Source organism: Pseudomonas sp. S2_F03 (assembly GCF_054668335.1).
In genome coordinates this window covers 1227772-1240153 of the sequence record NZ_CP162759.1, presented here as the reverse complement: position 1 = coordinate 1240153, position 12382 = coordinate 1227772, and the positions used below count along the sequence as shown (strand labels likewise).

Annotated in this window: 8 protein-coding genes and 3 pseudogenes; 7 read left to right on the top strand and 4 right to left on the bottom strand. The window is 60.4% G+C overall.

Annotation, left to right across the window (positions count from 1 at the left end):
- Positions 1–77: 77 nt before the first annotated feature.
- Together AB4N76_RS05910 and AB4N76_RS05905 are read right to left on the bottom strand one after the other, a co-directional pair.
- Positions 78–1283 carry an MFS transporter gene (locus AB4N76_RS05910; protein WP_046031705.1) on the bottom strand — a complete coding sequence of 402 codons (1206 nt, stop codon included), beginning with the start codon at positions 1281–1283 and terminating at the stop codon, positions 78–80.
- A gap of 112 nt (positions 1284–1395) precedes the next feature.
- Positions 1396–2047: pseudogene (locus AB4N76_RS05905) on the bottom strand (HD domain-containing protein).
- 252 nt (positions 2048–2299) lie between these two features.
- Between AB4N76_RS05905 and AB4N76_RS05900 the strand changes: the two are divergent.
- The 6 genes and pseudogenes from AB4N76_RS05900 (at position 2300) to AB4N76_RS05875 (ending at position 8119) form a co-directional block, all read left to right on the top strand.
- Positions 2300–2783, top strand: a pseudogene (locus tag AB4N76_RS05900) (N-acetyltransferase family protein).
- A 155-nt stretch (positions 2784–2938) separates the two neighbouring features.
- The gene (locus AB4N76_RS05895) at positions 2939–3931 is read left to right on the top strand and encodes a 2-dehydro-3-deoxygalactonokinase (RefSeq protein WP_460164260.1); all 993 of its coding nucleotides are present in this window, start codon (positions 2939–2941) and stop codon (positions 3929–3931) included.
- 19 nt (positions 3932–3950) lie between these two features.
- A pseudogene (locus AB4N76_RS05890) lies at positions 3951–4565 on the top strand (2-dehydro-3-deoxy-6-phosphogalactonate aldolase); the annotation flags it as partial.
- A 54-nt stretch (positions 4566–4619) separates the two neighbouring features.
- Entirely contained in the window at positions 4620–5768 is a 1149-nt protein-coding gene (dgoD, locus tag AB4N76_RS05885; RefSeq protein WP_030131992.1) for a galactonate dehydratase, read from the top strand.
- Positions 5769–5944: 176 nt separating this feature from the next.
- Entirely contained in the window at positions 5945–7255 is a 1311-nt protein-coding gene (locus AB4N76_RS05880) for an MFS transporter (RefSeq protein WP_460164259.1), read from the top strand.
- A 60-nt stretch (positions 7256–7315) separates the two neighbouring features.
- Positions 7316–8119, top strand: a complete 804-nt coding sequence (locus AB4N76_RS05875; protein ID WP_046031712.1) for an IclR family transcriptional regulator — start codon at positions 7316–7318, stop codon at positions 8117–8119.
- Here AB4N76_RS05875 and AB4N76_RS05870 read toward each other — a convergent pair.
- A complete protein-coding gene (locus AB4N76_RS05870) occupies positions 8116–9168 on the bottom strand; it encodes an NAD(P)-dependent alcohol dehydrogenase (RefSeq protein WP_046031713.1) in 1053 nt (350 codons plus the stop codon). The two genes, AB4N76_RS05875 and AB4N76_RS05870, sit on opposite strands and share 4 nt — an antisense overlap.
- Positions 9169–9358: 190 nt before the next feature.
- Between AB4N76_RS05870 and AB4N76_RS05865 the strand changes: the two genes are divergently transcribed.
- Positions 9359–10249 carry an AraC family transcriptional regulator gene (locus AB4N76_RS05865; RefSeq protein ID WP_046031714.1) on the top strand — a complete coding sequence of 297 codons (891 nt, stop codon included), beginning with the start codon at positions 9359–9361 and terminating at the stop codon, positions 10247–10249.
- Positions 10250–10417: 168 nt separating this feature from the next.
- On the opposite strand, the gene AB4N76_RS05860 is transcribed toward AB4N76_RS05865, so the two are convergent.
- A complete protein-coding gene (locus AB4N76_RS05860; protein WP_046031715.1) occupies positions 10418–12082 on the bottom strand; it encodes an electron transfer flavoprotein-ubiquinone oxidoreductase in 1665 nt (554 codons plus the stop codon).
- Positions 12083–12382: the final 300 nt, after the last annotated feature.

Below are 12382 nucleotides of genomic sequence, written 5' to 3'. Positions count from 1 at the left end.
GTCTCCGATTAATAGAGTCCTTACCTGATGTTGGTCTGCCCCCAATCTGGATTGGTGCCTGATGAGCGACGAACGGTTCAGGCCTGGCGCATCGCTTCCGGTGTTGCGACCCGGCGCCAGATCAACCGGCCCACGGTGATCGACCAATTGACGAAGGCCACTGCCAGCACGGTCATCAGCAGCGCCGGCATGCCTTGCTCGACGATGATTTTCCCCGCCAGCAACGGAAAGCCAAACACGCCGATGAAGTAGCAGAGGCTGAACAGCAACAAGGCTTGCGACGTGGTGCCATGCGGTGCTTCGTTGGCCGCGAGGCCGTTGATCACCGAATAGGTCAAGCCGTAACCGACCCCGAGCATCACGGCCGCCAACACATAGCTGAACCCGCTGTCGACGACGAAACCAAACATCACTATCGACCCCATCATCAGGCCGGACAACAGGCAGGAGGCCCGCAACGGATCGCGCTTGACCACGATCCCGGCAATCAGCATCCGGCTGCTGATCGCCGCGCCCATGAAGCCGAAAAAGAACAGCGAGTAGTCCAGCGAACGCGATGCGGCGTAACTGGTCTGGAAGCTCGACAGCCCGCCGAACACGCACCCGCCGAGGCCGACCATGATGATCGGGAACACCGCTTTGGACGACAGCACCTGCGCCGTCGCCCGCCAGGAAATCCTGGCGGCCGAAGTGGACGGCGCGGGCGATTTTTTCAGCTGTGCATCCAGTCGCCAGAACAGCAAAACACCGATCAGGCTGGCCAGCGCAGCAAGGTAAAACGCTGCCGTCACCGGATAGCCGAGCGCGCTGGCCGCCCGGCCGAGCAACGGCCCGCTGCCGATCCCGGTCATCATGCTGCCCGACAGCAGCGCAAAGTATTTCGCGCGTTGGGCCGGCGTCACCAGACTGGCGACAATGATCGGCCCGAGGGTATAGAACACGCCCCAACCCAGTCCCAGCAGAAGTCCGAAAAACAACAGCAGATTGCCGAAGCCAGGCGTCAAGGCGAAACCAAGGCTGGCCGCTGCCAGCAACACGCCAAACACGGCAATCGAACGCGCAGCGCCGAGCGCATCGGACAAGTGCCCGGAGACAATCACCGCAGCGAAGGTACTGAGCATGGCGGCCGAAATCACACTGCCGGCATCGTGTTCATTGCCGCCGCGTGAGCCGATCAGCAACGACAGCAAAAAGGTCGAGCCATAGGACAGCGACAGCAAATAGCTGGCGAGGCAAAACAAGCCGAACAACCGGCCGGAGACTGGGGGTGTTGCGCTGGACATGAAACGGTTCCTTGACCCGAAAGAAGTGAGCGTCCTCTATCTATCACGCATGGCGTCGATGTTAGGTCCCTGGTTACCGATTTCAGGGTTAGTGCTGGCCGGAGTATTGCCGTCAGCAGGCGCCGATCTCTTCCTTGAACTGCTCCATGAAACCCTTCAATCGTGCATGTCGGATCTGCGCCAGGCCTTGACCGGTCGGGGTCTGGAAACCGTCCGCCAGGTGCAGCAGCTTGGTCTGGAAATGGTCGAGGCAAAAACGCGTGTCGTCGTAGTCGCGGTGCTTCGCCTCCGGGTCGAACGGGTCATACAACGCGCTGCCCATGCGCCCGGCCACGTAGAACGTGCGCGCTACACCGAGCATACCGAGGGAGTCGAGGCGGTCGGCGTCCTGCATGATTTTCGCTTCGAGCGAGGTGGGGGATGTTGGCGCTGAAGCTGTGCGCTTCGATGGCGTGGGCCACTTCGCTGACTTTTTCGTTTGGCCAATGCAGGTCGGCCAACACGGCGCACGCCTTCTCGGCAGCCATTCGCGACGCTTGCGATCGCAATGGCGAGTTCTTCTCGATCGCCACGCAATCATGCAAAAGCACCGCTGCCAGCAGCACCTCAAGATCACCCCCTTCCTGCGCGTGAAGTGTGCGCACGGTGTGCCAGACCCGGTGCAAGTGCGACAGATCGTGGGCGCCGTCCTCCGAGGGTTCCAGCGCATGGGGCAGCAATTGAGCGGCAAGGGTTTGCAGAGGGGAGAAAGCATGAATTGTCATAACAGTCCTTTGAAGTGAAAGTGTTGTAGCCGCTGGCGAAGCCTGCGTTCGGCTGCGCAGCAGTCGTGAGATCAGACAATGGGGTGTTACAGGAAAACCGCGTGCTCAGGTTTTACGACTGCTGCGCAGCCGAACGCAGGCTTCGCCAGCTGCTACACATGCTCTACAGATCAGCTTTGAATTTCCAGTGTGACGAGCGCCGCGAGGCGACTTAGTATGGCGTTTTTCAACCTTTGACGAAGGCACGTCCCCATGACGATCGAGATCCGCCCGGCGACCCCCAGCGATGCTCCGCAAATCCTCGGGTTCATCACTGAACTGGCCGACTACGAACGTGCCCGCCACGAAGTCATCGCCAGCGTCGCCGACATCGAGCGCAGCCTGTTCAGCGAAGGGGCCACCGCTCACGGCCTGATCTGCCTGCGCGACGGCCTGCCGATCGGCTTCGCGGTGTTCTTCTTCAGCTATTCCACGTGGCTTGGCAGCAACTGCCTGTACCTCGAAGACCTCTACATCACCCCCGAACAGCGCGGCGGCGGCGCCGGCAAAACCTTGCTGCGCCACCTGGCGAAAATCGCCTGCGCCAATGATTGCGGACGGTTTGAGTGGAGCGTGCTGGACTGGAACAAACCGGCCATCGAATTCTATAAATCGCTGGGCGCGCAGCCGCAGGGAGGAGTGGGTGCGGTATCGGATGGATGGGAAGGTATTGCGCGAGTTTGCCGAGGGCCATTGATCGTCAGCCTTGTCGGTTAAAAGGTCGCAGCCATGAGCTGCGATTTTTTTGCATGCATCCCAATATATGGGAGTGATATTTATATATTGAGATTATCCCGCTTCCGGGTTTATAGTCCCGCTCACTCACTGCCAATAAACAAAACAGGTGAAGCGATGCTGGCGCAATTGATCGCGCTCGATTGGGGGACAACCTCATTACGTGCTTACAAACTCGCCGACGGTGGCCAGGTGCTCGAACAGCGTGCGCTGTCGTCGGGGATCATGCAGTTGCCCAACACGCCGCGAGTGATTGCCGGTCAGGTGTGCGCTGACGGTTTTGAACTGGCTTTCGATGAGGCCTGCGGTGACTGGCTCGATGCGCAGCCGGATTTGCCGGTGATTGCCTGTGGCATGGTCGGCAGCGCCCAGGGTTGGCTTGAAGCGGCTTACCGCGATACACCGGCGAACGTCGCCACTCTCGGAACTTCCCTACAAACAGTACGCAGTCTTCGCGGTGTCGATGTGCACATCGTGCCGGGTGTGATTCAGCGGTCGCGATTGCCGAACGTGATGCGCGGCGAAGAAACCCAGGTGCTGGGTGTTCTGCAAACCCTGTCGAGCGAGGCGGGCAACGATCTGTTGATCGGCCTGCCGGGCAGTCATTCGAAATGGGTGGAAGTGGCCGATGGCTGCATCGTGCATTTCGATACCTTCATGACCGGCGAAATCTTCGCCGTGCTCAGCGAACACAGCATTCTGGGGCGCACCCAGCAGCAAGGCGCGTCCTTAGATGGCCAGGCTTTTGATCGTGGGGTGCAAGTGGCGTTGTCGGCGGACGGCGAGATCGGCCCGCTGTCGACGGTGTTCAGTGCCCGCAGCCTCGGACTGACCGGCGAACTGAGCGCCACGGCCCAGGCGGATTATTTGTCGGGCTTGTTGATCGGTCATGAGCTGGCGGCGCTGGCGACGGCCCAGCGGCGTCGGCGCAACAGCGTGCACCTGCCTTCGATCATCCTCATCGGTAATGCCCAACTCTGTGCCCGCTATAGCCGGGCCCTCGACGCCTGCGGATTTGCCCGGGTGACGCTGGCCGAACAAGCCACCGAACGCGGGTTGTGGCAGTTGGCGCTCGCCGCCGGACTGATCACTTCCAACCCATCCCGTTAAACCTGACTGGAGGTCTGACATGCTCAAACACGCCTTGGCGCAAAACGGCCTGATCGCGATCCTGCGTGGCCTGCGCCCGGAAGAAGCGGCGGCCATCGGCGAAGTCCTGTACGCCGCCGGATTTCGCGTCATCGAAGTGCCGCTCAATTCCCCTGAACCGTACGAAAGCATCCGCATCCTGCGCAGTACCTTGCCCGCCGATTGCCTGATCGGCGCGGGCACGGTGCTGACACCGGAGCAGGTCGAGCTGGTGAAAGCCGCTGGCGGCCAAGTGATCGTCATGCCGCACAGCGATCCGAAAGTGCTGCGCGCAGCGAAAGCGGCGGGGTTGTTCCTGTCGCCGGGTGTGGCGACACCGACCGAAGCGTTCGCCGCACTGGCCGAAGGCGCCGACGTGCTGAAGATGTTCCCCGCCGAGCAGATGGGGCCGGCGGTCATCAAGGCCTGGCTCGCGGTATTGCCGGCCGGGACCATTCTGGCGCCGGTTGGCGGGATCACGCCGGACAACATGCAGGTGTTTATCGACGCGGGTGTCAAAGGTTTCGGTCTCGGTTCTGGCTTGTTCAAACCGGGAATGACCCCAGAGGACGTGGCCGTCAATGCCAAGGCCTACGTGGCTGCCTGGAAAGCCCTTTCGCTAAGACTGTTTGGCGCTGTGAGCGCTGCCTCTAATAAGAGAGACAAGAAAATGAAAATCACCAAACTGACCACCTTCATCGTTCCGCCGCGCTGGTGCTTCCTCAAGATCGAAACCGACGAGGGCGTGACCGGTTGGGGCGAGCCCGTGGTTGAAGGCCGTGCCCACACCGTGGCGGCGGCCGTTGAAGAGTTGTCCGACTACCTGATCGGCAAAGACCCACGCAATATCGAGGACATCTGGACCGTGCTCTATCGCGGCGGCTTCTACCGGGGCGGCGCGATCCACATGAGCGCGCTGGCCGGTATCGATCAGGCGTTGTGGGACATCAAGGGCAAGGCCCTGGGCGTGTCGGTCAGCGATCTGCTCGGTGGCCAGGTGCGCGACAAGATTCGTGTGTATTCGTGGATCGGTGGCGACCGCCCGGCAGACACTGCGCGTGCGGCGAAAGAAGCGGTCTCCCGTGGTTTCACGGCGGTGAAAATGAACGGCACCGAAGAGCTGCAATTTCTCGACTCCTTCGAGAAAGTCGACCTGGCCCTGGCCAACGTCGCGGCCGTGCGTGATGCGGTCGGGCCGAACGTCGGCATCGGCGTGGACTTCCATGGCCGGGTGCACAAACCCATGGCCAAGGTGCTGATGAAGGAGCTTGATCCGTACAAACTGATGTTCATCGAAGAGCCGGTGCTCAGCGAAAACTATGAAGCGCTGAAGGAACTGGCGCCGCTGACCAGCACCCCGATTGCCCTCGGTGAGCGGCTGTTCTCGCGCTGGGATTTCAAGCGTGTGCTGAGCGAAGGTTACGTCGACATCATCCAGCCGGATGCGTCCCATGCCGGCGGCATCACCGAGACCCGCAAGATCGCCAACATGGCCGAAGCCTACGACGTGGCGCTGGCGCTGCATTGCCCGTTGGGGCCGATTGCGCTGGCGGCGTGCCTGCAACTGGACGCGGTTTGCTACAACGCGTTCATCCAGGAACAGAGCCTGGGCATCCACTACAACGAGAGCAATGACCTGCTCGACTACGTGAAAGATCCGCGGGTGTTCGACTACGACAAAGGCTTCGTGAAGATCCCTAATGGCCCGGGCCTGGGGATTGAGATCAACGAGGAATACGTGATCGAACGCGCAGCGGTCGGCCACCGCTGGCGCAACCCGATCTGGCGCCATGCCGATGGCAGTTTTGCCGAGTGGTGATTGATCCCTGACACCACACCGCCCCTGTAGGAGCACGGCTTGCCTGCGATGGCGTCAGTACTGACGCCGCTGACCATCAGCTGGACCGTGTAAGGCCCAATCGCGGGCAAGCCTTGCTCCTACAGGGGATACGTTGCGCCCACTGACCTCAATAACCATAAGAAGAGGCACTCCTCATGCAACCGCAAACCCTCACTGGGCAAGCGTCGTTGGTGACGCCCAGTCGCAAGCGATTTTTCATCATGGTCCTGCTGTTCATCACGGTGGTGATCAACTACCTGGACCGCAGCAACCTGTCCATCGCGGCCCCGGCGCTGACCAGCGAATTGGGGATCGATCCGATCCACGTCGGGTTGATCTTCTCGGCGTTCGGCTGGACCTATGCCGCGATGCAAATCCCCGGCGGCTGGCTGGTGGACCGTGTGCCGCCGCGCATCCTCTACAGCGTCGCCTTGCTGCTGTGGTCGATCGCTACGGTGATGCTCGGTTTCGCCGCCAGTTTCATCGCGTTGTTCGTGTTGCGCATGGCGGTCGGTGCTCTGGAAGCACCGGCGTACCCGATCAACAGCCGCGTGGTCACCACCTGGTTTCCCGAGCGCGAACGCGCCACGGCCATCGGTTTCTATACCTCCGGGCAGTTCGTCGGCCTGGCGTTCCTGACGCCGGTATTGGCCTGGCTGCAACACGCCTACGGCTGGCACATGGTGTTCGTCAGCACCGGCGCAGTGGGGATTCTATGGGCGGTGATCTGGTATGCGGTGTACCGCGAGGCCCGGGATTTCAAAGGCGCCAACGACGCTGAAATCGACTTGATTCGCGAGGGCGGCGGGTTGGTGGATATCCAGGCTGAACAAGCCAAAGTCAAAGCGAAATTCAGCTGGACGGACCTCGGGATTGTTCTGACCAAACGCAAACTCTGGGGCATCTACCTCGGGCAGTTCTGCCTCAACTCGACGTTGTGGTTTTTTCTGACGTGGTTCCCGACCTACCTGGTGAAATATCGCGGCATGGACTTCATCAAGTCCGGCCTGCTGGCGTCGCTGCCGTTTCTCGCGGCCTTCGTCGGCGTGCTGTGTTCGGGTTTTTTCTCGGATTTTCTGATTCGTCGTGGTTACACCGTAGGCTTCGCCCGCAAGCTGCCGATCATTGGTGGCCTGCTGATTTCCACCTCGATCATCGGCGCCAATTTCGTCGAGTCGACGCCGTTGGTCATTGCATTCCTGGCGTTGGCCTTTTTCGGCAACGGCCTGGCTTCGATCACTTGGTCGCTGGTATCGACCCTGGCCCCGGCACGGTTGCTGGGACTGACCGGCGGGGTATTCAATTTCATCGGCAACCTGTCGGCGATTGCCACGCCCATTGTCATCGGCTTCCTGGCGACCGGTGATTCGTTTGCCCCGGCGATTACCTACATCTCGGTGCTGGCGTTGATGGGCGCGCTTTCCTACATCTTGCTGGTGGGCAAAGTCGAGCGTATCAAGTTGTAGTCGCAGGCATCGGGCGACCATAATGCCGCCCGTTCACTCGCTCAACGGTAAAGGCTGGATATGCAGGAAGACGCCCCAAAAATCGCCAAGGACGCCGCGCCGACCGGCACCCAGACACTGCTTCGTGGTCTGGGTGTGGTTCAGGCCGTGGCCAGCGGCGCCCGCGATCTCAAGGAAATCGCCCGGCTGATCGGCACGACGCGCAGCACCACCCATCGTCTGGCCAGTTGCCTGGTGGACGAACGTTATCTGCGCGTGGTGCCGCAGGTCGGTTACCTGTTGGGGCCCAAGTTGATCGAACTGGGTTTCCAGGCGCGCGAAGAGTTGCCGTTGGTGACGCTGGCCGGGCCGTATCTGGATGAGCTGTCGGCGTTGACTGGCGACACCGTGCACCTGGCGATTCGTGAAGGTGACGAGGTGCTGTACCTGCACAAGAATCCGGGACGCAATGGCCCGGAAATGCGTTCGCGGGTCGGCCATCGCATGCCATTGGCGCGCACCGGGATCGGTAAGGCGTTGATGCTCGATGACACGCAGCAAGAGTGGCAGCGGCTGTACGAAGTCAGCTTGCCGGCGGGTGGGAAAAATCAGTTCTGGCCGCTGCACCCGGAGCAGTCCTGGGAGCAGTTTCAGCAGCGCATGGTCGAGTACGTGGCGGGTGGTTACGCTTTTGACCTGGAAGACAACGAACCGTCGATCCGTTGCGTGGCGGCACCGATCCGCGATGCGAGCAAACGCATCGTCGCCGGTATCAGCATCGCCAGCACCGTGCCCTATATGCCGCTGGAAAAAATGGCCGAGCTGATTCCCCTGATCAAAGGGGTCACGGCCCGGCTGTCGGCGGAGCTTGGCCTGAAGGTTTAAACCTTGAGGGTCGCCATGTCGATCACGAAACGGTACTTGACGTCACCGGCGATCATGCGGGCGTAAGCCTCGTTGATCTGGCGAATGTCGAGCATTTCGATGTCGCACGTGATGTTGTGCTCGGCGCAGAAATCCAGCACTTCCTGGGTTTCGGCAATGCCGCCAATCAACGAACCGGCCAGCATGCGACGGCCCAACACCAGTTTGGCGGCGTGCACGGGCGGGTCCACCGGTTCGATCAAGCCGACCAGAATGTGCACGCCGTCGAAGCGCAGGGTGTCGAGGTAGGGATTGAGGTCGTGCTGCACCGGAATGGTGTCCAGCAGGAAATCGAAATAGCCAGCCGCTGTTTTCATCTGCTCGGCATCGGTGGACACGATCACATGGTCCGCGCCCTGACGCCGGGCTTCTTCAGCCTTGCTCGCCGAACGGGTGAACAACGTGACTTCGGCGCCCATCGCCTTGGCGAACTTGATGCCCATGTGGCCGAGGCCGCCCATGCCGAGAATCCCGACTTTGTCGCCAGGCTTCACGCCGTAGTGTTTGAGCGGCGAGTAGGTGGTGATGCCGGCGCACAGGATCGGCGCGGCGCTGGCCAGCGCAAGTTTTTCCGGGATGCGCACCACAAAGTGTTCGCTGACGACGATGCTGTCGGAGTAGCCGCCCATGGTGTTGCTGCCATCGACCCGGTCCGGGGTGGCGTAGGTCATCGTCGGGCCTTCCAGGCAATATTGCTCAAGGTTGGACTGACAGGCTTCGCAGCTGCGGCAGGAGTCGACCATGCAACCGACACCGACCAAATCGCCGACTTGGTGTTGGGTAACGTTCGCACCGATGGCAGTGACTTTGCCTACGATCTCGTGGCCGGGCATTAGCGGGTACACGGCAATGCCCCACTCGTTTCGCGCCTGGTGGATGTCGGAATGGCAGACGCCACAGTAGAGAATCTCGATGGCAACGTCGTCGGCGCGAGGGCTGCGGCGTTCGAATTTCATCGGGGCGAGGGGAGTGGAGGGCGACTGGGCGGCGTATCCGATGGCGGTGTACATGAGGAACCTCGCAAAAGCAGTGACAGGTGAAGCGGCGCATTTTGGGCGCCACGCCGATCACCGGCCATGGCGATTCCTCCGGGTGTCATGCCTATTCCTCCGGCATCAGCCTTTGACCGATCCCATTGGTAACCAGACCTGCGATGATGCTTTCATCCCTTTTCTCGCGACTTTTTTGTGAAGAGCTTCCATGCAGTTGACCCGTCACCTCGATGCCAATGCCTCCCTGGTTTCGCTCATCGAGCCACTGTCCACCCGTGATGGCTTCGTGCCGACTGCATTGCCGGGCGTGCAGGTTTTACGCGCCAGTTGCGATGTCGCCCGTGGGCCACAGATCTATGAACCGAGCCTGGTGATCATCGCCCAGGGCAGCAAACTGGCGTATCTGGGGCCGCGCACCCTTGAATATGGCGCCGGGCATTATCTGATTCAGGCGCTGCCGGTGCCGTTCGAGTGTGAAACCTTTGCGGCACCCGGCGGGCCGATGCTGGGGGTGTCGGTCGCGATCGACAGGGTGATGCTGGGCGAGTTGGTGCTGGCAATGGGGTTGGCGCCGGGGCGTCATATTGCGGCGCAAACGCCAGAGTCCATGACTTCGGCGGTGCTCGATGATGAGATGCGCGGATGTGTCGAGCGGCTGCTGCGTTGTCTGCACGATCCGCTGGAGAGCCGGATCATGGGCCCGGCGAGATTGCGTGAATTGTTGTTTGTGGCGCTGCGTGGACCTCAGGCCGACGTGTTGCGGGCGCTGGTGGAGCAACAGGGGCAATTCGCCCGGATTGCAGCATCACTCAGTCATCTGCATGCGCATTACACCGAACCGTTGAATGTCGAGACCCTGGCCAGTTGCGCGAACATGAGTGCGTCGACGTTCCACGAGCATTTCAAGCGCAGCACATTGTTGTCGCCGGTGCAGTATCTCAAGCGTTTGCGGCTGCTCAAGGCGCAGGCGTTGCTGATGTCGGAGGGACTGGGCGTCGCGCAGGTGGCGCACCGTGTGGGGTATCAAAGCACGTCGCAATTCAGTCGCGAGTACAAGCGGTACTTCGAGCGTAATCCTGGGGAAGAACGTGTCGCCTGAGTTGGCAATGGATCCGCCTGTAGGAGCCGAGCTTGCTCGCGATAGCGGATTGTCATCCGACATCATTGTTGTCAGACACACCGCTATCGCGAGCAAGCTCGGCTCCTACAATATTAGCGGGCAACAAAAAGGCCCCCATTCGGGAGCCTTGATGTTCAGGCGTTCGGCTTACATATTCGGGTAAGTCGGGCCGCCAGCACCTTCCGGTGTGACCCAGGTGATGTTCTGTGCAGGGTCCTTGATGTCGCAGGTCTTGCAGTGAACGCAGTTCTGGGCGTTGATCTGGAAGCGCTTTTCGCCGTCTTCCTTGGTGATCACTTCGTACACGCCGGCCGGGCAATAACGTTGAGCGGGTTCATCGTACAGCGGCAGGTTTTTGCCGATCGGGATGCTCGCATCAGCCAGTTTCAAGTGGCACGGCTGCTCTTCTTCGTGGTTGGTACCGGAGATGAACACCGAGCTGAGTTTGTCGAAGCTGATCTTGCCGTCCGGTTTCGGGTAGTCGATCTTCTTGCAGTCGACCGCGAGCTTGAGGCAAGCGTAATCCGGCTTGGTATCGTGCAAGGTGAACGGCAGTTTGCCGCCGAAGATGTTCTGGTCCAGCCAGTTGAAACCACCGCCGACGATCGCGCCGAACTTGTGGATCGCCGGGCCGAAGTTACGGCTGGCGAACAGTTCGTCGTAGAGCCAGCTCTTCTTGAAGGCGTCGACGTAAGTGGTCAGCTCTTCGGTGCCGTCTTTCTCGGCGAACAGCGCTTGGGCCACGGATTCAGCGGCGAGCATGCCGGATTTCATCGCGGTGTGGCTGCCTTTGATCTTGGCGAAGTTCAGGGTGCCGAGGTCGCAACCGATCAGCGCGCCGCCCTTGAAGACCATTTTCGGCAACGAGTTCAAGCCGCCTTTGCAGATAGCACGCGCGCCGTAGCTGATGCGCTTGCCGCCTTCCAGGTACTGCTTGAGCACCGGGTGATGCTTGAGGCGCTGGAACTCGTCGAACGGCGACAGGTAAGTGTTGCTGTAGGATAGGTCGACGATCAGGCCGACGACCACCTGGTTGTTTTCCAGGTGATAAAGGAACGAGCCGCCGGTGTTCTCGGTGCCCATGATGTCCAGCGGCCAGCCAGCGGTGTGAACCACCAGGCCCGGCTGATGCTTGGCTGGATCGATTTCCCAGATCTCTTTCAGGCCGATGCCGTAATGCTGGGCATCGGCTTCGCTGTCGAGGTTGAAGCGCTTGATCAGTTGCTTGCCGATGTGGCCACGGCAGCCTTCGGCGAACAGCGTGTATTTGCCACGCAGTTCCATGCCAGGGGTGTACAGGCCTTCTTTCGGATTGCCTTCACGGTCAACACCCAGGTCGCCGGTGATGATCCCGCGAACCACGCCGTTCTCGTCGAACAGCGCTTCCTGAGCGGCGAAGCCCGGGTAGATTTCCACGCCCAGGTTCTCGGCTTGCTGGGCCAGCCAGCGGCACAGGTTACCCAGGGAGATGATGTAGTTGCCTTCGTTGTGCATGGTCTTGGGCACAAAGAGGTCCGGAACTTTTTGCGCGCTTTCAGCGTTCTTGAGAACGAAGATGTCATCGCGGGTGACCGGCGTGTTCAGTGGGGCGCCGAGTTCTTTCCAGTCCGGGAACAGTTCGTTCAGAGCCCGAGGTTCGAACACCGCGCCAGAAAGAATGTGTGCGCCGACTTCGGAGCCTTTTTCGACCACGCAGACGCTGATTTCCTTACCGGCTTCGGCGGCCTTCTGCTTCAAACGGCAGGCGGCGGAAAGACCAGCGGGGCCGGCACCGACGATGACCACGTCGAATTCCATGTATTCGCGTTCCACAGGTTATCTCCTACTCAAGGCTCAACAGTTTTTTTTCTAATTGGAGGTTTGGTGTCGCATCCATGAATCCCGGCACAATGCCAGGAGAGGATAATCGATGAGCCACCTTTCTCTCTGGGTGGCGCATTATATCTACACCACTCTCAGCGTCCAATACAAACGTTTGTTTGAATTGGCTCAAAGCCAGAGAAATCAAAGTCACGCGGCTTACGAACGGCCATTTTGCCGTATTGACCGGAATAGGCGTTCCGGTCAAGATACGGTCGGTTTTGCGCTCGCCGTAGGCTGGCTGTTGGTTTC

Excerpts from the sequence above, each read along its gene's own strand:
- AB4N76_RS05910 (WP_046031705.1), bottom strand. The coding sequence starts at position 1,283 with ATGTCCAGCGCAACACCCCCAGTCTCCGGCCGGTTGTTCGGCTTGTTT.
- AB4N76_RS05895 (WP_460164260.1), top strand. The coding sequence starts at position 2,939 with ATGCTGGCGCAATTGATCGCGCTCGATTGGGGGACAACCTCATTACGT.
- dgoD (WP_030131992.1), top strand. The coding sequence starts at position 4,620 with ATGAAAATCACCAAACTGACCACCTTCATCGTTCCGCCGCGCTGGTGC.
- AB4N76_RS05880 (WP_460164259.1), top strand. The coding sequence starts at position 5,945 with ATGCAACCGCAAACCCTCACTGGGCAAGCGTCGTTGGTGACGCCCAGT.
- AB4N76_RS05875 (WP_046031712.1), top strand. The coding sequence starts at position 7,316 with ATGCAGGAAGACGCCCCAAAAATCGCCAAGGACGCCGCGCCGACCGGC.
- AB4N76_RS05870 (WP_046031713.1), bottom strand. The coding sequence starts at position 9,168 with ATGTACACCGCCATCGGATACGCCGCCCAGTCGCCCTCCACTCCCCTC.
- AB4N76_RS05865 (WP_046031714.1), top strand. The coding sequence starts at position 9,359 with ATGCAGTTGACCCGTCACCTCGATGCCAATGCCTCCCTGGTTTCGCTC.